At 68.4% G+C, this 23,119-nt stretch carries 26 protein-coding genes; 7 read left to right on the forward strand and 19 right to left on the reverse strand.

The window, feature by feature from the left end:
• Positions 1–22: 22 nt before the first annotated feature.
• The 4 genes from ACFXHE_RS30395 to ACFXHE_RS30410 all read right to left on the reverse strand — a co-directional run bounded on the left by ACFXHE_RS30395 (position 23) and on the right by ACFXHE_RS30410 (position 3,150).
• Entirely contained in the window at positions 23–370 is a 348-nt protein-coding gene (locus ACFXHE_RS30395) for an Lsr2 family protein (RefSeq protein WP_040860441.1), read from the reverse strand.
• Between the two features lie 135 nt (positions 371–505).
• Positions 506–853, reverse strand: a complete 348-nt coding sequence (locus ACFXHE_RS30400) for an Rv3235 family protein (protein WP_379387849.1) — start codon at positions 851–853, stop codon at positions 506–508.
• A gap of 404 nt (positions 854–1,257) precedes the next feature.
• Complete coding sequence (locus ACFXHE_RS30405) at positions 1,258–1,596, reverse strand: hypothetical protein (protein WP_379387850.1); 339 nt, start codon at positions 1,594–1,596, stop codon at positions 1,258–1,260.
• 57 nt (positions 1,597–1,653) lie between these two features.
• A complete protein-coding gene (locus tag ACFXHE_RS30410; RefSeq protein ID WP_379387851.1) occupies positions 1,654–3,150 on the reverse strand; it encodes a flavin-containing monooxygenase in 1,497 nt (498 codons plus the stop codon).
• A gap of 70 nt (positions 3,151–3,220) precedes the next feature.
• Here ACFXHE_RS30410 and ACFXHE_RS30415 point away from each other — a divergent pair, with 70 nt between their 5' ends.
• Positions 3,221–4,231, forward strand: coding sequence for an AraC family transcriptional regulator (locus tag ACFXHE_RS30415; RefSeq protein ID WP_379387852.1), 1,011 nt, complete (start codon positions 3,221–3,223; stop codon positions 4,229–4,231).
• A 112-nt stretch (positions 4,232–4,343) separates the two neighbouring features.
• Positions 4,344–4,571: a hypothetical protein gene (locus ACFXHE_RS30420; protein WP_379387908.1), complete on the forward strand. Its 228-nt coding sequence runs from the start codon at positions 4,344–4,346 to the stop codon at positions 4,569–4,571.
• Here ACFXHE_RS30420 and ACFXHE_RS30425 read toward each other — a convergent pair.
• Together ACFXHE_RS30425 and ACFXHE_RS30430 are read right to left on the reverse strand one after the other, a co-directional pair.
• Positions 4,568–5,374, reverse strand: a complete 807-nt coding sequence (locus ACFXHE_RS30425; RefSeq protein ID WP_379387853.1) for a nuclear transport factor 2 family protein — start codon at positions 5,372–5,374, stop codon at positions 4,568–4,570. The two genes, ACFXHE_RS30420 and ACFXHE_RS30425, sit on opposite strands and share 4 nt — an antisense overlap.
• Before the next feature lie 57 nt (positions 5,375–5,431).
• Positions 5,432–6,298: an LLM class F420-dependent oxidoreductase gene (locus ACFXHE_RS30430; RefSeq protein ID WP_379387854.1), complete on the reverse strand. Its 867-nt coding sequence runs from the start codon at positions 6,296–6,298 to the stop codon at positions 5,432–5,434.
• Positions 6,299–6,423: 125 nt separating this feature from the next.
• Between ACFXHE_RS30430 and ACFXHE_RS30435 the strand changes: the two genes are divergently transcribed.
• Both ACFXHE_RS30435 and ACFXHE_RS30440 read left to right on the forward strand, forming a co-directional pair.
• Positions 6,424–6,969 carry a YdcF family protein gene (locus ACFXHE_RS30435; protein ID WP_379387855.1) on the forward strand — a complete coding sequence of 182 codons (546 nt, stop codon included), beginning with the start codon at positions 6,424–6,426 and terminating at the stop codon, positions 6,967–6,969.
• Positions 6,970–7,074: 105 nt separating this feature from the next.
• Positions 7,075–8,670, forward strand: coding sequence for a GMC oxidoreductase (locus tag ACFXHE_RS30440; protein ID WP_379387856.1), 1,596 nt, complete (start codon positions 7,075–7,077; stop codon positions 8,668–8,670).
• A gap of 64 nt (positions 8,671–8,734) precedes the next feature.
• On the opposite strand, the gene ACFXHE_RS30445 is transcribed toward ACFXHE_RS30440, so the two are convergent.
• The 9 genes from ACFXHE_RS30445 to ACFXHE_RS30485 are packed head-to-tail and all read right to left on the reverse strand — an operon-like array spanning position 8,735 to position 17,384.
• The gene (locus ACFXHE_RS30445; protein WP_379387857.1) at positions 8,735–9,316 is read right to left on the reverse strand and encodes a hypothetical protein; all 582 of its coding nucleotides are present in this window, start codon (positions 9,314–9,316) and stop codon (positions 8,735–8,737) included.
• Between the two features lie 22 nt (positions 9,317–9,338).
• On the reverse strand, positions 9,339–10,295 hold the full coding sequence (locus ACFXHE_RS30450; protein WP_379387858.1) for an MlaD family protein: 957 nt from the start codon (positions 10,293–10,295) through the stop codon (positions 9,339–9,341).
• Entirely contained in the window at positions 10,292–11,461 is a 1,170-nt protein-coding gene (locus tag ACFXHE_RS30455) for an MlaD family protein (RefSeq protein ID WP_379387859.1), read from the reverse strand. Before ACFXHE_RS30455 ends, ACFXHE_RS30450 begins: the two co-directional genes overlap by 4 nt.
• The gene (locus tag ACFXHE_RS30460) at positions 11,458–12,540 is read right to left on the reverse strand and encodes an MlaD family protein (protein WP_379387860.1); all 1,083 of its coding nucleotides are present in this window, start codon (positions 12,538–12,540) and stop codon (positions 11,458–11,460) included. Before ACFXHE_RS30460 ends, ACFXHE_RS30455 begins: the two co-directional genes overlap by 4 nt.
• A complete protein-coding gene (locus ACFXHE_RS30465; RefSeq protein ID WP_379387861.1) occupies positions 12,540–13,616 on the reverse strand; it encodes an MlaD family protein in 1,077 nt (358 codons plus the stop codon). Before ACFXHE_RS30465 ends, ACFXHE_RS30460 begins: the two co-directional genes overlap by 1 nt.
• On the reverse strand, positions 13,604–14,656 hold the full coding sequence (locus ACFXHE_RS30470; protein WP_379387862.1) for an MlaD family protein: 1,053 nt from the start codon (positions 14,654–14,656) through the stop codon (positions 13,604–13,606). The genes ACFXHE_RS30465 and ACFXHE_RS30470 overlap by 13 nt, the downstream gene beginning before the upstream one ends.
• Positions 14,653–15,681 carry an MlaD family protein gene (locus ACFXHE_RS30475; protein WP_379387863.1) on the reverse strand — a complete coding sequence of 343 codons (1,029 nt, stop codon included), beginning with the start codon at positions 15,679–15,681 and terminating at the stop codon, positions 14,653–14,655. The genes ACFXHE_RS30470 and ACFXHE_RS30475 overlap by 4 nt, the downstream gene beginning before the upstream one ends.
• A 3-nt stretch (positions 15,682–15,684) precedes the next feature.
• A complete protein-coding gene (locus tag ACFXHE_RS30480; RefSeq protein WP_379387864.1) occupies positions 15,685–16,548 on the reverse strand; it encodes an ABC transporter permease in 864 nt (287 codons plus the stop codon).
• A complete protein-coding gene (locus ACFXHE_RS30485) occupies positions 16,548–17,384 on the reverse strand; it encodes an ABC transporter permease (RefSeq protein ID WP_354850259.1) in 837 nt (278 codons plus the stop codon). Before ACFXHE_RS30485 ends, ACFXHE_RS30480 begins: the two co-directional genes overlap by 1 nt.
• Positions 17,385–17,768: 384 nt before the next feature.
• Between ACFXHE_RS30485 and ACFXHE_RS30490 the strand changes: the two genes are divergently transcribed.
• Complete coding sequence (locus tag ACFXHE_RS30490; protein WP_354850256.1) at positions 17,769–17,999, forward strand: nuclear transport factor 2 family protein; 231 nt, start codon at positions 17,769–17,771, stop codon at positions 17,997–17,999.
• Here the strand turns inward: ACFXHE_RS30490 and ACFXHE_RS30495 are convergent, their stop codons facing one another.
• Positions 18,000–19,085, reverse strand: coding sequence for a calcium:proton antiporter (locus tag ACFXHE_RS30495; protein ID WP_379387865.1), 1,086 nt, complete (start codon positions 19,083–19,085; stop codon positions 18,000–18,002).
• A gap of 104 nt (positions 19,086–19,189) precedes the next feature.
• Here ACFXHE_RS30495 and ACFXHE_RS30500 point away from each other — a divergent pair, with 104 nt between their 5' ends.
• Positions 19,190–19,924 (forward strand): VIT family protein, encoded by a 735-nt coding sequence (locus tag ACFXHE_RS30500; protein WP_379387866.1) that lies wholly within the window; start codon positions 19,190–19,192, stop codon positions 19,922–19,924.
• Here the strand turns inward: ACFXHE_RS30500 and ACFXHE_RS30505 are convergent.
• The 3 genes from ACFXHE_RS30505 to ACFXHE_RS30515 all read right to left on the reverse strand — a co-directional run bounded on the left by ACFXHE_RS30505 (position 19,921) and on the right by ACFXHE_RS30515 (position 22,129).
• Positions 19,921–20,337 carry a hypothetical protein gene (locus tag ACFXHE_RS30505; RefSeq protein WP_379387867.1) on the reverse strand — a complete coding sequence of 139 codons (417 nt, stop codon included), beginning with the start codon at positions 20,335–20,337 and terminating at the stop codon, positions 19,921–19,923. The two genes, ACFXHE_RS30500 and ACFXHE_RS30505, sit on opposite strands and share 4 nt — an antisense overlap.
• A gap of 33 nt (positions 20,338–20,370) precedes the next feature.
• Complete coding sequence (locus ACFXHE_RS30510; RefSeq protein WP_379387868.1) at positions 20,371–20,928, reverse strand: hypothetical protein; 558 nt, start codon at positions 20,926–20,928, stop codon at positions 20,371–20,373.
• 157 nt (positions 20,929–21,085) lie between these two features.
• The gene (locus ACFXHE_RS30515; protein ID WP_379387869.1) at positions 21,086–22,129 is read right to left on the reverse strand and encodes an NAD(P)-dependent alcohol dehydrogenase; all 1,044 of its coding nucleotides are present in this window, start codon (positions 22,127–22,129) and stop codon (positions 21,086–21,088) included.
• A gap of 132 nt (positions 22,130–22,261) precedes the next feature.
• Here ACFXHE_RS30515 and ACFXHE_RS30520 point away from each other — a divergent pair, with 132 nt between their 5' ends.
• Positions 22,262–23,059 carry a helix-turn-helix domain-containing protein gene (locus ACFXHE_RS30520; RefSeq protein ID WP_379387870.1) on the forward strand — a complete coding sequence of 266 codons (798 nt, stop codon included), beginning with the start codon at positions 22,262–22,264 and terminating at the stop codon, positions 23,057–23,059.
• The last annotated feature ends 60 nt before the right edge of the window (positions 23,060–23,119 follow it).

Raw genomic sequence — 23,119 nt, forward strand, 5'->3', positions numbered from 1 at the left:
CCAGCGCCTTGATTTGCGCTGGTTAATTCTTGGCGCGCTGGTAAGCGTCGACGATCTCGGCCGGGATACGGCCGCGCGAGGAAACCTGGTGCCCCTGAGCACGCGCCCATTCACGGATCGCGGTGCTCTCCTCGCGGTCCACCGCCGGACGGGTGCGGCCGCCCGCGGCCACCTTGCCGGTCCGCTTGGAACGACCGACCTTGCGGGCCTTATCGGTCCACGGTTCCAGGGCCTCCCGCAGCTTGCCGGCGTTCTTGTTCGACAGGTCGATCTCGAAGTCGTTGCCGTCGATCGAGAAAAAGACGGTCTCGTCGGCCTTCGATTCGCCGTCGTAGTCGTCAACCAGAGTTACGGTGACTTTCTTCGCCATGGACTGCCCTTCCACGTGTGAGGTGCCGCTATTCGCCGAAATGTTAATGCCGCGCGATGCAGGATTCAAACCAGGCGCGAATCGAATTAGGGGCGACCAGACTATTCTGCTATTACCGCAGAGACCGTCCGGTCTTCAGCACACCCGGAATGCGGCCAAGCGCCACCCGGAACGACCGTGGACAATGCGGGCGGCGAGCGCGAAACGCCGCCCGCCGCGATCGTAACCCGCGCAAACTTCCGCCTGCCCCGGCCCGGCCATGATCGCATCCACCCTGGTGAGGGTGGCGGTGCCGAGCTCCCGCCCGGGTAGCCGTCCCGCCCCCGCCAGGGTGCGCACCGCGGCCACCACCGCGGGCTCGGCGAGCGGCCCCAGTTGCCTCACCGGACGGCGGCCGTCCAGCACCTCGAGCGCCAGCCGCAGCGCCGCACCGGCGAATTGCCTTGCCGCAGTGTTGTATTCATCACCACCCCGGGCTTTCACAGCATGCGAAGAACGCAGAAGCCGTTGCAGGCCGACCGATCCGGGCGCAGCAGACACCGATCGGCGATCCACTCGATTCCGGCATCCGGGCGATCGGCCCGCGGTGGCGGACGGCCACTGATCGGGCTGCGGCACCCGGCGGCCCATCTCCGGTGCGTGGCGGCCTGCCCTTGGAACCTGGCGGACCGGCTCCGGCTTGCCGCGGCACTGTTCCAGCGGCGGCTCGAATCGTGGTGCGGGCAGCAGGAATCCGCCCGGCGCTGTCCTCGAGTCCACCGCTGTCCCCGAGTCCGCGGCTGCCCGCGACTCGACCACCGCTCTCGTCTCGACTCCTCCCATGGCGCGAAAGCATGGCAGCCCAGCCGAACGCAGACGGCCGAAATCAGGGTTTCGCACCCCTCGGGCTACTTCAGCAGCGCGAGCCGCCCCAGCAGGTCGGTGGGCAGGTAGAGCAACCGGCTGGTGGTCCACAGCTGCCCGGACTGCGGGTCGTACTGATCGGGCATGGCGACACCGGCCGGGGCGAAGGCCCGGAAACCGTGCGCGGCGGTCGTCCTGGTGGCCCGCCACTGATGGTCCGCGAAGGCCACCACCGCGGCCGCGTCGTTCGCGACCGCCGCGCCCCGGAGTGCGGCGACCTGCGCAGCCACCCCGTCGGTGGACAGGTAGACCAGGGTCCCGTCGGCATTGCGCATCGGATCGATGGACACCACATCGGTCATTCCGTACCGCGAGGAGAGCACCTGGGCGATGAGGCACTGTGGCGGGAGCGAACCGGAGGCACTGTGGCGGAAGCGAATTCAGTGGACCGGTTCGAGCACCTCGGCCGCCGCGACCGGCCGCAGCGTCTTGCCGAGGTCGGTGCGCAGGACCATGGCGGTGTCCAGCAGGTAGTTCTGCCGCACCTGCCACGGATGCCGATCGCCCTGGCGCGGGAAGTCGCCGATGGAGCGCTGGACGTACCCGGAGGCCAGATCCAGCAGTGGCCGCTCCTGCAGGGTGCGCTGCGGCTGCGGGACCACCGCGCGGTAGCCGTTGCGGTCCATATACCCCAGCACCTTGCAGACCAGTCGCGAGGTGAGGTCGGCGCGCAGCGTCCAGGAGGCGTTGGTGTAGCCGATGCACACCGCGAAGTTGGGCACGCCGGTCAGCATGGTGCCCTGCCAGACGAACTGCTCGGACAGCTCCACCGGTGCGCCGTCGACCACCAGGTCGACGCCGCCGAAGGCGAGCAGCTGCAGGCCGGTGGCGGTGACCACCACATCGGCCTCGAGCACCTTGCCCGACTTCAGCCGGATGCCCTCGGGCACAAAGGTTTCGATGTGATCGGTGACCACCTCGGCCTTGCCCTTGCGCATGGCCTTGAAGAAGTCGGCGTTGGGCACCGCGCACAGGCGCTGATCCCACGGGTTGTATTCGGGCGTGAAATGCTCGGCGACGAGCTTCTCGTCCTTCAGGATTCGGGTGGTGAGCCCGGTGAGCAGCTTGCGGGCGGCCGCGGGCCGACGCCGGCAGTACTGGTAGAAGCCGATGTTGAACAGGGTGTTCTTGGTGCGGATGAGCCGGTGCGCCAGGTTCGGCGGCAGCAGTTCGCGCATCCGGTCGGCCACCTTGTCGCGGCCGGGGACGGCGGAGATCCAGGTGGGGCTGCGCTGCAGCATGGTCACCAGTTCGGCCTGCTCGGCCATGGCCGGGACCAGGGTGACCGCGGTCGCGCCGCTGCCGATGACCACCACGCGCTTGCCGGTGTAGTCGAAGTCCTCGGGCCAGAACTGGGGGTGCACCACGGTACCGGCGAAGTCGGCGATGCCGGGGAACTCGGGCTCGTGGCCGTGGTCGTAGTTGTAATAGCCGGAGCAGGAGTAGAGGAAGCCGCAGGTGAGCATGCCGCGCTCGACACCGTCGGCACTGCGCCGCTCGACCGTGAGCGTCCACTGCGACTCGCCGCTGTCCCATTCGGCGCCAACGACTTTGGTGCCGTACCGGATGTGCTTGTCGATGCCGTTCTCGGTGGCCGTGTCGGTGATGTAGCGCAGGATGGCCGGGCCGTCGGCGATCGACTTGGCGTCACGCCAGGGCTTGAACGGGTAGCCGAGGGTGAACATGTCGCTGTCGGAGCGGATGCCCGGGTAACGGAACAGGTCCCAGGTGCCGCCGAGCGCATCGCGCGCCTCGAGGATGGCGTAGCTGCGGCCGGGCTGCTCGGCCTGCAGTCGATACGCCGCGCCGATGCCGGAGAGCCCGGCTCCGACGATGACGACGTCGAGGTGGTCGGCGAGCGGTTGCGCGGCGTTCATGACTTCCAGTCTGTTGCGCCCGCCCTCTGGTTTCTTGACTCTGCACGACAAGTATTTGATCCTTGACGACATGTCGGTGATCAGATCCGCCGGACTGCGGGGTTTCCGCGCCACCGTGGCCGAGCTCGGCGGGGACGCCGAGGAGCTGGCCGCCGCCTGCGGACTGCCGCTCGCCGCCCTGGACACCGACGATCTACTCGTCCCCGACCATGCGGTCGGGGCGGTGCTGGAGCTGGCGGCCCATCGGCTCGACTGCCCGGATCTGGGGCTGCGGATGGCGTCGCGGCAGGACCTGGACATGCTCGGCCCGCTGGCGCTGGCCATCCGGAATGCCACCACCCTGGCCGCGGTGCTCGACTGCACCTCGCGGTACCTGTTCGTGCACGCCCGCTCGCTCAGCCTGACCATGGCACCCGACCCGTACGGCGATCGCGGCGTCATCGCCCTGCGCTACGGCGCCACCGCACCCGGCCTGCCCACCCCCGTCCAGGGCACCGATCTCGGATTGGCCTTCGTGCACAGGACGATTCAGCGCCTGGCCGAGGACCGCTACGGGCTGCGCTCGGTGGAGGTCCCCTACCGGCCCGCCGCGCCGATCCAGGCGTACGAGGAATTCTTCGGCGCGCCAGTACGAATCGAGCGTCCGGCCGCACTGCTGCGGATACCGGCCACCCTCGGTAATCGGCAGCTCTCCGGCGGCGACGAGAACCTGCACCGGATGGCGATGGCCTTCCTGGCCCAGCAGGCCGGCGGCGCGGCCACGGCGATCGCGCCGCGCGTGCGGACCACCCTGCAGAAGCTGCTGGGCACCACCGCCCCCGAAATCGATGCCGTGGCACGGCTGCTCACCATCCATCCGCGCACCCTGCAGCGACGGCTGGCCGCCGAGGACACCAGCTTCGCGGCGATTCTCGACGGGGTCCGGCGCACCGAGGCGCGACGCTACCTGACCACGACGGATATGCCGATGAGCCAGGTGGCCTCGCTCATCGGATTGTCGGAACAGTCGGTATTCACACGTTGTTGCCAGCGCTGGTGGGGTGCAACGCCGACCGCGGTACGCAAGGGCAAAGCAGGCTGACCACAGCGGATGTCAACGGGACGCCACCGAGTTTCGATGGGCCCATTGGCAAATCACGCACGGCGAGTCGCTCACGACACGCACTCGATTTGCGAGTCGCCGCGTGTCGATCATGGTCAATCGGCGCTCCCGCCCCCAGGATGTCCTGATGATCGCCGAATGCCCTTCCTGCGCTTGGCCCTCTCCCACGGCTGTCTCCTTCCACCGCGGGGTGCAGTACCTGCGCTGCGTGTGCGGCCAGTGGCTGATCAGTGTGCACGGGAAGGTGGTCGGCGCGGCCGGGGGCACCACGTTCAGCGGGAACAATCCCCTGGCGGAGATCGCCGGGATCCGGGATTAGCTCGCCGGCACGAAGATTCGCGCCGACTCGATGCGCAGCCCGCGGTCGGCGAAGTCCAGTTCGGCGATACCGCGGCCCTCACGGGTCTCCACCGACACCGTCACCGAGTGCCCGGCGGCAATGGCCTTGCTCCAGCGCAGGCCCTTCACCCGGGTGGTGAAGTCCTCCAGCGACATCGCGCCGTCCACACCCCACTCCAGGCGCGGGACCGGGGCCAGAACCGCACGGGCACTGGACGAATCACCGGCGGCCACGGCATCCAGCAGCTGCCCGGCGGCCTGCTTGCCTGCCGCGCCGACACCGCGCAGGCCGGACATGAAGCCCATCGCCCCGCCGATGCCCTGATTGCCGAGCAGCTGCGGGCCCAGCTTGGCGCCCGCCAGCAGGCCCTGCGTGCCCGATCCCAGCAGCTGGCCGATCATGCCCGCCAGCTCCCAATGTGCGCGCAGGGCACGGATTTTCAACCCGCCATCCACCTCGGCCAGGTCGTAGCGGAGGTGCATGGGCACGTGCAGGGTGACCCCGGTGGACATGGTGGTGGCGATGGTGAGATCACGGAAGACCGTCATGCCACACACCACATCACCGGTCACGTCGAAGACGATGCCGTTGGGCGCGATGAAGGTGTCGTAGAAGCGTTCGATGGCCGCGCGCCCGATGTGCGGGCGCGAGCCGACCGGGTCCTCGACACTGCCGTTGTCGGCGAAAAGGCCCACCCAGGCGGCCTTGTCGTGCGCGCCGACCGCCCGCGGTGACGCTTCGACGGTCGCCAATAGTTCGGCGGCGGTGGGATTCGCGGGCACAGTGTCCTCCAGATGTTGGCAAGCGCGCGCGATGATACCGAACGCCCCGGCCCCGGACTAGATGGTCGCCAGGCGCGGGAGCAGGCGTTCGGCGAATTCGGTCGTGAAGGAGATGGGATCGCCATCGGGCATGAAGTCGAGCTCGGTGATGCCCAGGGCGGCGAGCTGCTCGACATCCCGCAGCACCTGGTCCGGATTGCCGAGGGCATCGGACACATAGACGCCGGTCTTGCGGATGGCGTCGTAGTCGCGGCCCTCGGCCTCGCAGTGCGCGCGCAGCACGGCCAGCTTGGCGGCGACCTCCTCGGGGCTGCTCGCGAAGAGGTTGCAGGCGTCCGCGTAGCGGGCCACCAGCAGCAGCGTCTTGCGCTCACCGCCGCCGCCGATCCGGATGGGCGGTCGCGGCCGGCTCAAAGGCGCGGGGACGCACAGTGTCTCGGCCAGCTGGTAGTGCTCGCCCTTGTACGGCCCGTTGTCGGGGCCCCACATCTGCAGGCAGATCTGCAGTGTCTCCTCGAGCCGTTCGAACCGCTCGGCCATCGGCACGACCGGTACGCCGAGCCCGCGCTGCTCCCGCTCGTACCAGGACGCGCCGATGCCCAGTTCGGCCCGGCCGCCCGAGAGCACGTCGAGGGTGGTGACGATCTTGGCGAGCAGGCCGGGATACCGGTACATCACCCCGGTCACCAGCAGTCCCAGCCGCATGCGCTCGGTCAGCGCCGCCAGGTAGCCGAGGGTGGTGTAGCCCTCCAGCATGGGTTCCTCGGCGGTGCCGCGAAGCTCCATCTGGAAGTAGTGGTCCATGACCGTGAACTGCGCGAATCCGGCCTGTTCGGCAATGCGGGCGGTATGCGCCAGCGTCGACGCGATCCGGTCGGTCGCGGCGGGGTGCGAGTAGTTCCAGTAGTGCAGGCCCAGCTCCATGGCGGACTCCTCCGTTGGGGACGATATGCCTTGTTTCGTGCGTGATGCCATGCGTTCGTGCGCAATACAGTCTGCCCCACGATCACGCCGGGAAGGTCGACGGCGGGATCGGTACCGTCGGAGGCGTGCCTGCTCTCCGGAGGGTCATCGCAGGGGTCTTCACCGTGACGGCGCTGATCGTCGCTCTCGCGTTCGCGGGGCTGCCGGTGTTCGTGCACCCGCAGGTGGATCCGCTGCGCCGGGCCGACGCCATCGTGGTGCTCGGCGGGACGGCCTACGCGCGCTACGACGTCGGGCTGCGGCTCGCCGAGCAGGGCTATGCGCCCGAGCTGCTGATCTCGCGATCCACCGGCCAGAACGACCCGGTGATGGACCGCTACTGCGACGGCGGGTTCGCCTTCACGGTCTCCTGCTTCGTGCCGAATCCGTGGACCACCCAGGGCGAGGCCGAGGAGATCCGCCGGCGGGCCCAGGCCGGGCACTGGCAGCACATCATCGTGGTGACGTATACCCCGCACGTCTCGCGCGCGCGATACATCGTGAGGAAGTGTTTTTCCGGACAGATCACCATGGTCGCCAGCCCCAGCGATTCGGGGCTGTTGTTCTGGTCGTGGATGTATGTGCGGCAGTCGGCGGGTTATGTGCGCGCGTTTCTGCAGCGCGGATGCTGAGCCGAAAGATGGGCCACGGCCGCGCAATTGAACGGTTACGATGAGGTCCGGGCAAAGGGAAGCGCGTCCGTCACGGGGGTGGATGCGGGTGCGGGAGGATTTCCGGTGCGTATCGACGACCTTCGTGCCGTGCGGGACAGCGAGCTGACGGCCGACCTGTGCATTATCGGGTCCGGACCGGCGGGTCTGACCCTGGCTGCCGAACTCGCGGGAAGTTCGCTACGGGTGCTGGTGCTGGAGAGCGGCGGGCGCGAACTCGCCCCCGGCACCGATGCGCTCAATGACATCGAGAATATCGGCGCCGCGCGGGCCCAGCCGTATCGCAATGCCCGCAATCGCATTCTGGGCGGCAGTTCGCACACTTGGAGCGGACGCTGCGCACCGCTGGACGAACTGGATTTCGCGGCCCGCGCCTGGGTCCCGTTCTCCGGCTGGCCGATCGGATTCGCCGAGGTCCAACCGTATCTGGATCGGGCGGCGGGACATCTGGGACTGGGGTACGGGGCCGGGTTCACCGGCGACCGGTTCTGGGAGCTGGCCGACCGGATACCGGCCCATCCGGAGGTGGACCGGCGCTGGCTGCGGCCCTACTTCTGGCAGATCAGCAAGGACCCGGCGGATCCGTTCGACTCCAAGCGATTCGGCGTCCATGCCGGGGAAATCTCCGCGGCGAATGTTCGAATTCTGCTGAATGCCACCGTTTCCCATATCGACACCGATCCGGACGGCAGCCGGGTCGAGGCATTACGGGTGGTGGATTCCGACGGAAATACCCGCATTGTGCGTGCGACGCGAATTGTGCTGGCCGCCGGAGGAATCGAAAACGCGCGCCTGCTGCTCGCGTCGAATCGCATTGTGCCGGAAGGTATCGGTAATCGTCACGACGTGGTGGGCCGGTATCTGCTGGATCATCGTTGCGGTGTGGTGGGCGCGCTGGACCCGCACACCTCGGCCGCCGCGCGTGACCGATTCGGCAAATACGTGGTGAAAACCCGCGGCGGTAAGCACACCTTCCTGCACGGGCTGGCACTGTCGCCGGAGATCCAGGCCGACGAGGGACTCCTCAACTGCGCCCTGTGGATTCAGGAGGTGCCGGCCGAGGACGACCCCTGGGAGTCGGTGAAGAACCTGCTGCGCGGGCACCTGAACCTGCACGACGCCCGCACCGTCGCCAGCCATCCCGGCCTGCTGCTCTCCGGGGCCAAACGCCGTCTCATCGACCACACCGGCCTGCCGCGCAAGCTCGAGCACGTGGAACTGCGCTGCATGGTGGAGCAGACCCCGGATCCGCGCAGCCGGATCACATTGAGCGACACCGTGGATTGCCTCGGCATGCCGCATCCGCGCATCGACTGGCAGGTCAGCGCCCAGGAGGACGCCACCGTCCGCCGTGCCGCCGCCCTGGTCGCCGGCGAGTTCGCCCGCCTCGGCTATCCCCCGCCCGCCCTGGACGAATGGGTCCGCGAGGCCAGTGATCTCCCGGTCCGGCTGACCGACTGGGCGCACCCCACCGGCGCGACCCGCATGTCGGCGGACCCGCGCACCGGCGTCGTGGACGGCGACTGCCGTGTGCACGGCATCAGCAACCTCTATATCGCCGGCAGCTCGGTCTTCCCCACCAACGGCCACGCCAACCCCACCCTGACCATCGTCGCGCTGGCCGTGCGGCTGGCCGACAAGCTGCGCGGCGCCGCCGCCTGACGGGTGCACCGAAAGGCCCGCCGAGCTCGAAAGCTGCGGCGGGCCAGGGTTTTCCGGAACGCCGTTACTGCTTGGGCAGCGGGAGGTCGATGCCGCCGACGTCGGTGACCTTCCAGTCGCTCCTGGGGTCGACGCTCACCGTGTAGTAGATGGTGGTGAGGACGCCGTCCGGGTTCTGTGCATTGGTGGAGTTGACGTTCAGATAGACGTTCACCTTGTAGGCGCCGTTGTCGCGATTGGTGACCTGCGAGCTGAGCAGGGTCGGGCTCGAGGTCCACTTCAGCGGAACCAGGATCTCCTGCAGCTTCGAGGAAGTGGCGTCGAACTTGCTCGCCAGCGCCGGGGTGGTGTTGGACTTGAGGCGAGCGGTCCAGGCATTGAAGTCGGAGAAGTTGAGGTTGGCCGCGCCCATGGCGTAGTCGGAGGCCACCTGCTCGGCGTGCTTGTCGTTCGCGGCCCGGGCGTCGCCGTCCTTCAGGTCGCCGCGCGCGGACTGCCACAGCACGGTGACCGTCACCAGCGCGCCGACGAGCAGCACCGCGGCGACCGCGGTCACCAGCGTCGAGACCTTCAGCTGCACCGTCTTGCCCGGGGCCGGCGCCGGATCCGGGTCGACCGGCTGCTTCGATTCGGTGTCCTGAGACATGGTCTCCTCCTTGCTGATACTGCTACTTCACGCCGACCTGCACGCGCACGGCACGGTCACCGGTGGACGCGAGCGCCTGCGAGATCAAGCTGCTGATATTGAGCTGAGGCCCGGCGGTGCGTGCCGCGTCGGCGAGCGGCTGCAGCTGGGGCGCGAGGGTCTTCAATTCGGGTCCGGCCTGCTGCAGCCATTCGGTCAGCTTGGCCAGGAAGGGCGCCAATCCGTTGCCGGAGACATATGCCTGCGGCCCGGGGGCACGGTCGACCAGTCTACCGACGGCATTGATGAGCTCCTCGAGCGACTGCTCGAACTGCACGAACGCCGGTGCCGCGGCCGCTGTGGCCTCGCCCATGCCATCGATATTCGAGGCCGCCGCCTGGAAGCTGTTGAGTAGCTGAGCAATCTTGGGTTCGCGGCTCATAATCGCGGCGGCCAGTAGGTCACCGGCACGGGTCAGGTTCGGCATGGCCGAATCCGTGTCGTGGAAGGCCGCTCCCAGCGTGCTCGCCAGCGAGGCCGCGACCTTCGGGTCGAGCTGGTTCATGACCTTGTTGACCAGTCGCGACACCTCGGGAATGGACAGCGGCGACTTCACCGCGGCGGCATCCAGGCGCTGGCCGTCCCTCAGGTACGGCCCGCCCGCGGTGCGGGGCCGGAATTCCACGAACGGTTCGCCCAGCGCGGACAGCTGCTCGATGGTGACGTCACTGTCGGTGGGCAGCCTGCGGTCCCCGTCGATGCGGAAGCCCACCTCGACGCCGCGCGCGGTGGAGTCCACCGACGTGATCCTGCCGACCCGCATGCCGGTGAGCAGGATGGGCGAACCCACGCTCAGCCCACCGGAATTCGCCATCACCATGGACCCGTCGGTGTGGTGCGCGAACGGATCCGCCCGCACCACGCCGAAGGTCAGATAGCTCGCGCCCACCACGGTGACGGCCGCGATGCCGCCCAGCGACGCCAGCGAACCCCACTTCATCGCACCGCTCCGATCATGCGCAGCCCGGCCAGAATATTGGCGACCTGATCGTCTCGGGAGACCGAATCCGCCTGGACGCCGGTGATGTTCACCTTGGGCCCGTTCTCGACGAACGGAATCAGCTTGTCCCGCAGCAGCGAGGTCAGCAGCGACAGGTTCGACGGCACCGACAGGTCCAGCGGCCGTCCCGAAAGGGCCAGCGGTGCAAAGGATTGCGTCGCCGGATCCAGCGCGGTGGCCAGCGGGGCCAGCCACACCAGCGACTGCCCGAGCTGGCCGAGCACGGCGAAGATCTGGGTAACGCCCTTGATCGAGCCGGTGATCCCGGTCGTGGCGTCCACCGACTCCTGGCTGAGCTCGTGGTCCAGGAAGTCCGCGCGATCGTGCAGCACCTGGGCGTTCACACCCAGACCGTCGAGCAGCTTGTCGACCTGGCCCAGATTGGCCGCCAGATCCACCGCGTTCCCGGCCGCGTTCTGCGCGATCCGCTTGGTCTCCTCGGGATCGCGGGGCAGCACCGCATTGAAGTGGTTGATGATGTCCTGCAACTGATTCACGGCCCCGCCCTGGGTGAAGGCGGCCAGAGCGGCCATGGTGTCCTCGAGCTGCACCGGCGGCCGGGTGTGGTCCTGGGCGATGGTGCCGCCGTCCGTCAGCAGCGACCCGAACCCGTCCGGCGGCGTGGCCAGCGCCAGATGGATGTCACCCAGCACCGTGTTCTGCCGCAGCTCGGCCACCGTGGTCGCCGGCAGCTGCACCTTGGACGAGATGTCCGCGTCCACCACGACATAGCCGCCGCGCCCGCCCGCGTGCGCCGAATCCACCACGCGCACACCGCTGACCGAACCGACCTGCGCGCCATTGGCGATGACCTTGGCCTTCGCGGGCAGATTCAGCACATTGCCGAACTCGATGTGAATCCGGTAGGTGGGCCCCGAAATCGTGGTGCCCGGCACCGGCACCGAGGACGGATCGAAGGCACAGGCCCCCGTCCCGGCGAACAGCCCGGCAGCCAGCACAGCGGCTCCGGCACGCCTGGCCGCCCGTCCCCGCGGACGCATGTCGGAGCCTGCCCCCTGCGCAGGCTTCGACCACGCCGAGCCGCCCGCTCCCGCACCGGAACCGGGCCGGGTGGCGACGACGATCTCCCAGCGTCCGAACCTCATCGCACACCTGCCATTCCGAGCACCAACGGGACCAGCGGGACGTTCACCATGCCGTTGGCGGCGTCGGTGCAGCTGCCCGGGGTGACGGCATTGACGGCGGCGCAGACCTGTTCGGCCTGCGGGGCCGGCAGGGCCGCGCGCGGGGAGCCGTAGGTGATGCCGTTGCCCATGACGTTCTGGGCCGCATTGGTCAGCACCGGGAGTTTCAGCATGACCTCGGAGAGCGAGCCGACGTTGGCGCGCAGCAGCCGGACCAGCGGCAGGGTGTCGTCGAGACCGCGCATGATCGGGTCGCCCGCGATGGTGACCAGATCATTGAGCATGGGCAGCACCTCCCCGAGCCGGTCGATGAGTTGAGCACCGGGACCGAGCAATTCGGTGCTGGCATTGTTCAGGGCGGGGGCCAGCCGCAGCAGCATGGAGCGCAGGTCGCCCCAGTGCTGCTCGACCTTCGCACCGACCGCGGCGAAGGCGTCGAAGATGCCCGCCAGGTGCCCGATGTCGGCGTCCGGCTGGGCCAGCGCCGAACCCAGCCTCTTGACGATCTCGTTGATCTGCGGGCCCGCGCCCTGGGTGGCCGAGTCCAGCGCGGACAGGCCGTGCGCCAGCGCATCCGGGGCCTGCGCCTGCTGTAGCTGCGCGGACAGATCGGCCAGCGCCGTCAGGGTCTCGGTAATGCTCTTGGGCGTCAGGGTTTTGGTGATGCACTGCGACGAATCCCAGTGCGCCAGATCCTTGCCACTGTTGAGCACCGCCAGATTGCGGTCGGCCACAATCGAATCCGAGACGGTGGTGGCGGCGGCGTCCGCGTACACGGGGTACTTCGCGTCGACGGAGAACTTCACCTTGACCTTGGTGCCGTCCGAATCGATGGAATCGACGGTGCCGACCGGGATTCCGCGCATGGTCACCTTGTTGCCCGCGTACAGACCGACCGCGTCGGGCATGACGGCGCAGTAGGACACGGTCTTCTTCATCGGGTCGAACCACAGGAGGTACCCGACCACCGCCAGCAGTAACACCAGCACCGCACCGGCGACCGACATGAACGCCTGAGATCCGAGCATCCGCTTGAACATCAGCAGTCCTTCCCCGGCACCGGAATGCACACCTGCGGCTGTGCCGCGGGCTGCTGCGGCTGTGCCACTGGCTGCTCCGACAGCGCGACGGTCTGCTGCGACTGGTCGATCTGCACGCCGCCGTCCGGAATCACCAGGTCCGACAGCTTCTTCCGCAGGTCCTGCGCGGCGGTCAGGGTCGGGGTGAACTTCTGGCCGAGCTGTTCGAGCTGGGTGATGGCGTCGGTCAGCTTGGGCTTCAGATCCGACCAGGTGGGTTCCGCACCGCCGATCCGGCCGAGCACATCGCTGAGCAGCCGGATGGCCTCGGCCATCTCGGCATGCTTGTCGTCGAGCACGGTGACCAGCAGGTTGGCATTGTCCATGAGCCGGCCCAGATCGGATTTCGCGCCGTCGTACATGCGCACGTACTCGTCGGCCACGGCCACCGCATTGGATACCTGGCCGCGCTGTTTGTCCAGCGCGTCCACATAGGTGTCGACCGTGGCCAGCGTGGTGCGCAGGGTGTCGGGCGAGCCGTCGATCGAATTGCCCAGTGCCGCAAGGTTCTTGTTCAGCATCGAGCCGTCGATCTTGGAGAGCGGGGCGGCCGCGTCCTGGAAGGCCTCGATCAGGCTGTAGGGCAGGCGGACCCGGTCCGCCGGAATGGCCGCCGACCCCAGCGGCTTGCTCCCGGCCGGGAACACCGCCACATAGTGGCCGCCGACAATGGTCAGCATGCGAATATCCAGGGAGGTCTGATCACCCAGGAACACATCGGATTTCACCGTGAAGCGCATGACGACCTTGTCCGGCTTCAGTTCCAGCGACTTCACCTCGCCGACCGAGATGCCGGCGATGCGCACGTCGTCGCCCGCCTTCACCGACTGCGCCTCGGACAGTTCCGCGGTGTAGGTGTGCTTGCCGAACGGGATCACGTACAGCGCACCGGCCGCGGTCAGGCCCAGCACCACCAGCACCGCGCCGATGATGCCCCTGCGCAGGTGCCGCTTCTGCTTGGTGGCGTCGTCGACCACCCGATCGTCACGTTTCACACCGAGCCCGCTCGAGAAGCGGGGCAATGTCATCCGTTGCATATCGCCACCTGCTGTCCCGACACGAGCACCCTGACCACCGCCGGCACATCGGCGGTTCCCTTGCTGCACACCGGCTTCCAGCCGCTCGGGCTGGTCGGCAGGGCCGCGTCGGCCGCGCCGAGCACCGCGGGCAGGCGGCCGAAGGCGTCCACCGCCTCCTTGGCGTCGGGGAAGATCTTGCGGATCAGCGCGTCCACATCGGACCCGCTGTCGATCCCCAGCGAGCGCAGCAGATTGTCGATGGGCCGCAGCACCGAGGGCGCGGTGACCGCGAATTGCGCCAGGCCGCCGATGTTCTGCTGCAATGCCTCGAAGATGTCGGAGAGCTGCTTCAGCAGCGGCACCAGGTAGTGCACGCGCCCGCCCAGCCGGTCCGACAGATCCGACATATTGTGGATCAGCGTCGAGATCACCTGCTGCCGGTTGTCCACGTACGACGCCAGTTTCCCGATCGCGTCCATGGCCGGGCCGATCCCGCTGCCGTCACCCTCGATCAGGGCCACCATGCTGGCGCTGAACTGGTTGATGGCCTCCGGGGAAATGGTCTGCAGCACCGGCTTCAGGCCGTTGAACAGCTGCGTCACATCGAACGACGGCACGGTGTGGTCCTCACCGATGCGCGCGCCCGCCGGAATACGATTGCCCGGCTGCGGCTGCTGCTGCAGATCGATGTACCGCTGCCCGGTCAGATTCTGGTAGCGGATGGCCAGCTTGGAGTTGTCGTAGACGAGCGCATCGGTCTTGACCGACAACTGCACCCGCGCCTTCGCACCCTCGAGACCGATCTGCTTCACCTTGCCGACCTGCACGCCGAACATGCGCACGTCGTCGCCGACCTTCAAACCGTTGGCGTCGGTGAAGATCGCATCGTAGGTCTCGGTCTTCCCCGACACCGGGCGCTGAATCGCGGTGAGCACCAACATGAGCACCGCCACGATGACGCCCGCGAACAAAGCCAGCCGCCAGGCTGCGGCTTTAACATGCCCACCCGTCGCCCGACCGCCACCCCTGATGGAATCGCTGCGCGATGCACGCCTCATTTGGCCCCTCCCAGCAGCGGCACCGCGATGGCCGGCACACCCTTCAGGTCGACCTCCACATTCAGCACCGGCCCCTGCCCGGTGTCCGGCATGGCCGCGCGCAAACGCTCCAGCAGCAGGCGCAATTCGGCCGCGGACTGCTGCGGCTGCGGCACCATCTGCGCGAGTGCGGTCAGCACCGGGACCAGCATGTCGGTGGTGCCGGAAAGCTGATTCCCGGCCTGGGTGAAGGTGGTCGCCAGCGCCGGCAGCAGCTGACCGGTGACCGTCGCGACGCCCTTGTCGTAGGCGGCGCGGTCGGTCTGCAGCCGCTGCATACTGCGGATCAGATCCACCACCTGCACGGTCGCGCCCGCGAACCGGCCGCCGCCGTCGAAGGCCGGGCCGAGGTTGCCGACCAGCTCCGACATCGGCATCTTCTGGTTGTCGGTAATCGTGCGCTGCGCGGTGATCAGCGCCTGCGCCAGCGGCATGAGCGCCTGGGTATCGGCCGCGGCCTGTGCGATCACCGACGCCATCTGCGGGGTCAGCACCGAACCGCCCACCTGCGAGGCACTGCGCAGCAGCGAGCCCATGGTGGCGTCGTAGACCGCGGCGGCGCGGCTGCCGGTGAAGTCCAGCACCGTGCCCGAGCGCAGCGGGGAACCGCCCGCGCCCCTGCGCAATTCGATCTCGCTGATGCCGAAGAGGTTGGCCGGCGCGTAATCCACCTGCAGGCTGTCGTCCAGCCCGAACAGCTCGGCAGCGTCGAGCCGCAGCGAAATCTGCTGCGTCCCGTGCTGATCCGGCGCGATCTCGGTGACCTTGCCGATCACCACGCCATTGGCCCGCACGTCGGTGCCGACCAGCACGCCGTCACCGATCTGCTCGGTGCGCAGTGAAATCGGCAGTCCGGCCTCGGTTTTCTGTGACCGGTACAGCGCCCAGCCCGCCACCACGGCCACCACCAGCGCCAGCGCGACGGTGCCGACCGTCATCGCCCGCTTGCGATCGACGGCCACACCCGGCATTCCGTAATTCGGCATCCCCTACCCCGTGAACGTAATCGCCGAGTTGAAGCCCCACAGGGACAGCGACAGCACCATGTCCATGGCCACGATGGCCACCGAACTCGCGCGCACCGCCTTACCCGAGGCGATACCCACGCCCTCCGGCCCGCCGGTCGCGAAAAAGCCGAAGTAGCAGTGGATCAGGATGACCACCACCGCGAACACGGCCACCTTGACCACCGCGGCGATCACGTCGAACCCGGACACGAACTGGAAGAAGTAATGGTCGTACACACCGGCAGACGCCCCGTGCACCAGCGTGATCAGCCCGCGGCAGGCCGCATAGGACAGGATCAGCGCGATCAGGAAGGTCGGCACGATGGCGACCGCGCCCGCGAGCACGCGGGTGGTCACCACGAAGGGAACCGAACGCAGACCGAGGGATTCGATGGCGTCGATCTCCTCGGAGATACGCATGGACCCGATCTCGGCGGTCATGCGGCAGCCCGCCTGCGCGGCGAACCCGATGGCGGCCACGATCGGCGCCAGCTCGCGGGTGGTGGCGTAGGCCGATACCAGGCCGGACACCGGGCCCATGCCCAGCATGTCCAGCGTGGTGAACGACTCCACCGCCACCGACGCGCCCATGACCAGGCCGAGCACGATCATCATCGGCACGGTCCCGCCGCCCACGATGACCGAGCCGCGGCCCCAGGTCATATCCGAGATGGCCCGCATGGTCTCACTGCGATAGCGCTTCAGCGTCAACGGAATCGACGACAGCACCTGCCAGACGAAGGCCAGCGTGAAGCCCAGGTTCTCCACCCGGCGCAGGATCAGGCCACGGCGGCGATAGGCGCGCGCGGCCCAGCCCAGCCCCTTGGGCACATAGGTTGCCGACATCAGGCCAGCCTCGTGGGCAGGAAGAGATCGGTGATCTGGGTGGCGACCAGATTGACGGTCACGATCGACACCACCGACAGCACGACCGCGGCGTTCACGGCGTCGGCGACACCCCGCGGGCCGCCCTTCGCCTCGAGCCCGCGCTGGCAGGCGATGATCACCACGAGGAACCCGAAGATCACGGCCTTCAACAGCGACACCCACACATCGGCGGTGGTGGTGAAGGATCCGAAGGTGGACCAGTACGAGCCCGGCGTCACGCCCTGCCCGCCGATGGCGACGCCGTAGCCGGCCAGCACGCCCACGAAGATGATGAGCACGTTCAGCAGCGGCGCGACGAAGACCATGGCCACCAGGCGCGGGATCACCAGCCGGTGAATCGGGCTGATGCCCATGGTGTTCAGCGCGTCGATCTCCTCGCGAATGGTGCGCGCGCCCAGATCCGCCGCCAGTGCCGCGGCGCCCGCGCCGCCCAGCAGGAAGCCGGTGGCCAGCGGCGCGCCCTGTTTGATGACGCCCAGGCCGCCGGTCGCGCCCAGCAGTGAATCCGCGCCCAGGGTGTGAATCAGATTGCCCACCTGGACCGAAACGATGACACCGAACGGAATCGCGATGAGCACGGCCGGAATCGCGGTCACGGTAATGAGCCGCCAGGCCTGGAGAATGGCTTCTTTCCATTGGAATTGGCGGCGCGCGATATCGGTGACGGTGCCGACCACCGCTTCCTCGGCAATTCCGACCGCGCGACCGAAGGTGCGCAGCGATGCCACCGAGGTGCTGGAGAAGTTGTCACGCACGATGCGCACGGCGGACCGATTATGGACGGCCCGGGTCATCGCAGGACTGCTTCTTCGAGACGCCGGAACCGACGTGTGGTGGCGAGCTTCAAATTTCTTCTCCGTGATCGGCAACACTGCCTGCCATCAAAGCTAATGGTTACGCGGAGTTACAACAAATCGGCTCGAGGTGTGATCGGAACCTCCAAGTTACCTACCGGTACATCCGGAGTCGATCCCGGTCAGCGGGACGAATAGCCATGTGACCTGCAGTTCTAGAACGTGTTATCAGAGCAGATCGGCTATAACTATGACGCTGAGCACGCCCCGGGCGAACCCCCGGCGAGGCGGTTTCGCAGCCCTCAGCCATACCTGAAGCCGAATAGAGTGATCTCGCAGCAACCTCCGATTTCACCTCGAACCCACGCGTAACCCGGACAGTGCGTGTTCACTGTCGCTGTGGACAACACGGTGTCGGCGGTCCTGCACACGATCGAAGCCGGCGACTGGGCGGAATTCGCGAAACTGGTGCACCCCTATGTGCATTGGACCGAGGACGGCGTCACCACCCGCGGACGAACCCGCGTCATGGCGCTGCTGTCCCGGCACGATGCCACCAATCCCGCGACGTCCTACGAACTGCGCGACGGCCAGATCTACCGCTGGAACTCCTGATTACGGACTGACCGCCAGAAAAACGAAGGCCGAGAACAACACCAGGTGCACACAGCCCTGGAGCAGGGTCGCCCGTCCGGGCACCACGGTGAGCGCGCCGACCACCACGGTCAATGCCAGCAGCACCATCTGGGTCGCGCCCAGGCCGAGCATGAGCGGGCCCTCGATCCAGACCGAGGCGAGCGCGATGGCCGGAATGGTCAGGCCGATACTGGCCATGGCCGAACCCAGCGCCAGATTCAGCGAGATCTGCACCCGGTCGCGGCGCGCAGTACGCACGGCCGCAATGGTTTCGGGCAGCAGCACCAGCATCGCGATCACCACACCGACCGCGGACTGCGGCAGCCCGGCCGCGGCGATACCGGATTCGATATTCGGTGTGTCCACCTTCGCCAGCCCGACCACGCCGATCAGGGCAACCAGCAGCAAACCCAGACTCAGCAACGCCTGCCCGCGGGTGGGCGGCTCCTCGTGCTCATCGTCGACCGCCGCGATCCCCTCGACGGGCAGGAAGTCGTCCGGATGCCGGACCGTCTGCACCATGACGAAGACGCCGTAGAGAACCAGCGAAGCCACGGCGGCGAAGGCCAGCTGCGAGGTCGAGAACACCGGGCCGGGTTCGCTCGTGGTGAAGGTCGGCAGCACCAGGCTCAGCGTCGCGAGTGTCGCGACAGTGGCCAGCGCCGCGCCGGTGCCCTCGGCATTGAAGACAGCCACCCGCCGCCGCAGCGCGCCCACCAGCAGCGAAAGGCCGAAAATGCCATTGCACGTGATCATTACGGCGGCGAAGACGGTGTCGCGGGCCAGCGAGGCGGACTTCTCCGGGCTGGACACCATGAGCGTGACGATCAGCCCGACCTCGATGATGGTCACCGCCACCGCCAGGATCAGCGATCCGAACGGCTCGCCCACCCGGTGCGCGACCGTCTCCGCGTGGTGCACCGCGGCCAGCACCGCGCCGATCAGCACGGCTCCCACCAGTACCGCCGGGACCGGGCTCAGCTGCCGGCCCCAGGCCACCACCAGCACCGCGGCGCCCAGCACCGGGAGGATGGCCGACCAGTACCGCCTGCAGAAACCCACCATGACCCCATCGTTGCAGCAAACCGTCCGCACACCCCGTAAATGGGAGCCATGCCTCCCCGAACGCATTGCCGCATGAGTGCGTCCCGGTGAATTAGGCTGCCCACGTGGACGACACCGGAGCCGCCGACGCAGCGCTACCGCACCCGCACGAGCCGCACGACGAGGGCCTCGCCGCCCGCCTCAACTGGTTGCGGGCCGGCGTGCTGGGCGCCAATGACGGCATCGTCTCCACCGCCGGCCTGGTGGTCGGTGTCGCCGCCGCGTCCACCGACTCCAGCGCCATCCTCACCGCGGGCGTCGCGGGTCTGGCCGCCGGCGCCATCTCCATGGCAGTCGGCGAATACGTCTCGGTCAGCACCCAGCGCGACTCCGAGCGCGCCCTGCTGTCCAAGGAGAAGCGGGAGCTGGCCGAGGAGCCGGAATACGAACTGGCCGAGCTGACCCAGATCTACCGGGCCAAGGGACTGTCCGCCGAGACCGCCCGCCAGGTGGCCCAGGAACTCACCGCGCACGACGCCTTCGCCGCCCACGCCGAGGCCGAATTGGGTTTGGACCCACACGAACTCACCAATCCGTGGCAGGCCGCGCTGTCGTCGGCCGTCTCCTTCACCATCGGCGCCATTCTGCCGATCCTGGCCATCCTGCTGCCCCCGACCCAGTGGCGCATCCCCGTCTGTTTCGCCGCCGTGCTGGTGGCGCTGGCCCTGACCGGGTCGGTGAGCGCCCGGCTCGGTGGCAGCAATCCACGCCGCGCCGTGCTCCGGGTGGTCATCGGCGGTGCGCTGGCCATGGCCGTCACCTACGGAATCGGCCAGCTGGCAGGGATTTCCGGACTCTAGCCGGAAGGCCGGCCCGAATCCTCCGGCGGCGCGAGCGGTTTCGCCGGCCCACCACCCGGGCCCACCAGCGCCGGGATATTCACCGGATGCGGTGCGACGGGCGCCGGAATCACCACTGGCGGAGCCGGATCCGGGGCCGGACCGGACGGAACCTGTTCGGCGGCAGGGACATTGGGCGGGCGCGGGGCGGGCGCGACTTTGGGCGGATGCGGAGCGGGGGCGAAATGATCGTGACGCGGGCGGGGAACATTCACGATCGAGGTATCGGCGATCGGGCGATCACCGGACGAGGTGAGCCAGATGCCCGCCCCGACAGCCATCGCCATGAGGACTGCGGCCAGGACCACGCGGACCAGCCGCCGGGGGTCGATATCGCCTTGGTCGCGCCGGATCTCGTCTGCCGTGCCCAGCATGGCTGTCCTCCTTCGGATTCCGGGCCGCGACAACTAGGGAGCGGGCGGGGGCGGGGGTGGCACCAGGAACGGGAGGATCGGGGCCAGGATGTCCGGCAGTGCGGGGGCCGGTGGTGGAGGCGGCGCCACCGGAGCGGGTGCGGGCGGCTCGGGAGCCACCTGGACCGGCGCGGGCGGAGGGACGTATTGCTCGGTTTGCGGGGCGGGGGCGGGGCCAGGAGCAGGGGCAGGTGAGGGCGCCGGGGCGGGCGTGGGATTCTGCGCTGCGGCCGGGGCGGGCGGTGGCGGTGACGGAGCGGCGGAGGTGGCGGACGGGGGTGCCTGGGGCTGCGCCTTGACGGACACCGGGGCGGTGGATGTGGAAGCCGGTGGGGTGTCCGGTGTTTCGGCGCCGCCGGGTCTGTCGAGAGCGGCCCACATGGTGCCGCCGATGAGGGCGACGATCACGCTGAACGAGAGGACCAGGAGGCCGCCGAGCACCTTGGCGGGCATCGTCCCCACCGCGGTCAGACCGGGGGTCCCGTCATTCGCTGCGGCGGCGGGCTCCTCCCCCGCCGCACCGGGTCTCTCGCGTACCGCGCCCACCGCCATCGGGGAACTCCTTCGGCTCGAAGCACACGCTCGTAGATCCGAAATGCTTCTCCTTCAAGGCACGGTACACAGATTTGCTGACTATCTGAACCGGCTACAAGGTAAGGAAATAGTTCCAGGTAGATATCTATCCAAACCGATTGCCAGTAAGTTGCGCTCAATTCAGGGTGACCACCACCTTGCCGAACGGGTCACCGGTCTCGAAGTATTCGAACGCCTCGACCGCCCGCTCGAACGGATACACCCGATCGATCACCGGCCGCATGCCGTGCTCGGCCATGGTGCGGTTCATGAACTCCAGATCCGCCCGGCTGCCCACTGCGATGCGGCGCAGGCCGGCATACTTGCCGCCCAGCGGATCGGCGGGCTGCTGCCCCGGCTCGGCCGAGAAGGCCCCGATCAGCACGACCTCGCCGTTGTAGGCCGTGGCCGCAAGGGATTTCGCCAGCGTCCGCTTGCCCACCGCCTCCACCACGCGCTCTACGCCCAGGCCGTCGGTGAGCTCCAGCACCACCCGCTCCCAGTCCGGGGTCGCGGTCCGGTCCACCACCTCGTCCGCGCCCAGCTTGCGCAGGCGCTCACCCTTCTCCGGCGACGAGGTCAGGGAGATGACCTGCGCGCCCAGCATTTTCGCGTGCTGCACCGCGAAGAGGCCGACCGGACCCGAGCCGACCGTGAGCACGGTGTCGCCCGGGCCGACCGGCACCGGCTTGGTCACCGCGGCCCAGGCCACCAGACCCGCGCAGGTGAGGGCGGCGGCTTCCGCGTCGGTGAGATACGGCGGCACCTGCACCACCGAGTCCTCTTCCAGCAGCACATAGGTCGCGAGCCAGCCGTCGTGGTTCGCGCCGTACTGCTCACCGCTCAGCGCCTGGGTCTGCGGGCCGTCGTTCCAGCCGACGAAGTAGGTGCCCATCACCCGGTCGCCCAGCGCCGCACGGGTCACGCCCGCACCCAGGCCGATCACCTCACCGACGCCGTCCACCAACGGCACCACGCCCGGCCGGGCCGGCACCGGGTAGGTGCCCTCCATCAGCATGATGTCGCGCCGGTTCAGGGAGGCGGCGCGCACCCGCACCAGCACCTGGTGCGGTCCGGGGATCGGCGCCGCCTGCACCGCCGTGCTCAATCCGGCCATGCCGCGCAGCGGATCCAGGTGGTAGGCAACACCATTCGGGTTCTGATCATGTCCATCGCTCATGGCTCCGAGTCTGTGCCGCGCCGGCCGCCACCGCGATTCCCTGCAGGGAATGATCAAGACGCGGCTCGCCTGCCGTGTGACGATTCCCTGGAGGGAATCGCGACGCGACACCCCCTCGAACACAGTGGAGGTATGACGACCATGGCCCCGGCCACGACCACACCGTTCGCACAGCAGCTCCGCGACTGGCGGACACGGCGGCGGTTGAGCCAGCTCGATCTGGCCATCGCCGCCGAGACCAGCCAGCGGTATCTGAGCTTCCTGGAGCAGGGGCGCTCGCAGCCGGGACGGATCATGGTGGTCCGCCTGGCCGAGGTGCTGGGACTGTCCCTGCGGGAGCGCAACGCCATGCTGCTGGCAGCGGGCTATGCGCCGATCTTTCCCGAATCCTCGCTGGACGCACCGGAACTCGACGCGGTCCGGCATGCGCTGGACACCATCCTGCAGGGGCATCTGCCGTATCCGGCCGTGGTGACCCGGCCGTTCGGCGTGCTGGTGGCGGCCAATCCCGGATTCGAGCTGCTGACCGAGGGCTGTGCGCCGGAACTGCTGGAGCCCCCGATCAATGTGCTGCGGCTGGCCCTGCACCCGGACGGGCTGGCCCGGCGGGTGGAGAACCTGCCGGAGTGGGGGCGGCACGTCACCGACAGCCTCCGCAATCGCGCGGGCCGCAGCCCGGATCCCGCGCTGGACGCGCTCATCGCCGAACTCGACGGCTATCTGCCGCCGGTGGAGCCGGGCCCGGGACATCTGGGTTTCGCGGTTCCGCTGCGACTGCGGTCCGAGGCGGGCGAGCTGCGGCTCATCACCACGATCACCTCGTTCGCGACGGCCACCGACATCACCCTGTCCGAGCTGCACCTCGAGGCGTTCCTGCCCGCCGACCAGGCCACCTCCGACCACCTGCGCGCCCGCTTCGCCCACGCGTAGACGCCGATCGGAGCTCGATTCCGGCCGAATGCTTGTCACCGAATACTCGTAGACGTATAT

Origin of the sequence: Nocardia sp. NPDC059229 (assembly GCF_042754165.1) — a bacterium.
Lineage (GTDB): Bacteria > Actinomycetota > Actinomycetes > Mycobacteriales > Mycobacteriaceae > Nocardia.

Excerpts from the sequence above, each read along its gene's own strand:
- ACFXHE_RS30485 (WP_354850259.1), bottom strand. The coding sequence starts at position 17,384 with ATGACCCGGGCCGTCCATAATCGGTCCGCCGTGCGCATCGTGCGTGAC.
- ACFXHE_RS30420 (WP_379387908.1), top strand. The coding sequence starts at position 4,344 with ATGGTCAATCGGCGCTCCCGCCCCCAGGATGTCCTGATGATCGCCGAA.
- ACFXHE_RS30455 (WP_379387859.1), bottom strand. The coding sequence starts at position 11,461 with ATGAGGTTCGGACGCTGGGAGATCGTCGTCGCCACCCGGCCCGGTTCC.
- ACFXHE_RS30515 (WP_379387869.1), bottom strand. The coding sequence starts at position 22,129 with ATGAGCGATGGACATGATCAGAACCCGAATGGTGTTGCCTACCACCTG.
- ACFXHE_RS30495 (WP_379387865.1), bottom strand. The coding sequence starts at position 19,085 with ATGGTGGGTTTCTGCAGGCGGTACTGGTCGGCCATCCTCCCGGTGCTG.
- ACFXHE_RS30395 (WP_040860441.1), bottom strand. The coding sequence starts at position 370 with ATGGCGAAGAAAGTCACCGTAACTCTGGTTGACGACTACGACGGCGAA.
- ACFXHE_RS30475 (WP_379387863.1), bottom strand. The coding sequence starts at position 15,681 with ATGCCGAATTACGGAATGCCGGGTGTGGCCGTCGATCGCAAGCGGGCG.
- ACFXHE_RS30430 (WP_379387854.1), bottom strand. The coding sequence starts at position 6,298 with ATGGAGCTGGGCCTGCACTACTGGAACTACTCGCACCCCGCCGCGACC.
- ACFXHE_RS30410 (WP_379387851.1), bottom strand. The coding sequence starts at position 3,150 with ATGAACGCCGCGCAACCGCTCGCCGACCACCTCGACGTCGTCATCGTC.
- ACFXHE_RS30505 (WP_379387867.1), bottom strand. The coding sequence starts at position 20,337 with ATGCTGGGCACGGCAGACGAGATCCGGCGCGACCAAGGCGATATCGAC.
- ACFXHE_RS30510 (WP_379387868.1), bottom strand. The coding sequence starts at position 20,928 with ATGGCGGTGGGCGCGGTACGCGAGAGACCCGGTGCGGCGGGGGAGGAG.
- ACFXHE_RS30445 (WP_379387857.1), bottom strand. The coding sequence starts at position 9,316 with ATGTCTCAGGACACCGAATCGAAGCAGCCGGTCGACCCGGATCCGGCG.
- ACFXHE_RS30520 (WP_379387870.1), top strand. The coding sequence starts at position 22,262 with ATGACGACCATGGCCCCGGCCACGACCACACCGTTCGCACAGCAGCTC.
- ACFXHE_RS30470 (WP_379387862.1), bottom strand. The coding sequence starts at position 14,656 with ATGAGGCGTGCATCGCGCAGCGATTCCATCAGGGGTGGCGGTCGGGCG.
- ACFXHE_RS30480 (WP_379387864.1), bottom strand. The coding sequence starts at position 16,548 with ATGTCGGCAACCTATGTGCCCAAGGGGCTGGGCTGGGCCGCGCGCGCC.
- ACFXHE_RS30460 (WP_379387860.1), bottom strand. The coding sequence starts at position 12,540 with ATGTTCAAGCGGATGCTCGGATCTCAGGCGTTCATGTCGGTCGCCGGT.
- ACFXHE_RS30465 (WP_379387861.1), bottom strand. The coding sequence starts at position 13,616 with ATGCAACGGATGACATTGCCCCGCTTCTCGAGCGGGCTCGGTGTGAAA.
- ACFXHE_RS30450 (WP_379387858.1), bottom strand. The coding sequence starts at position 10,295 with ATGAAGTGGGGTTCGCTGGCGTCGCTGGGCGGCATCGCGGCCGTCACC.
- ACFXHE_RS30415 (WP_379387852.1), top strand. The coding sequence starts at position 3,221 with ATGTCGGTGATCAGATCCGCCGGACTGCGGGGTTTCCGCGCCACCGTG.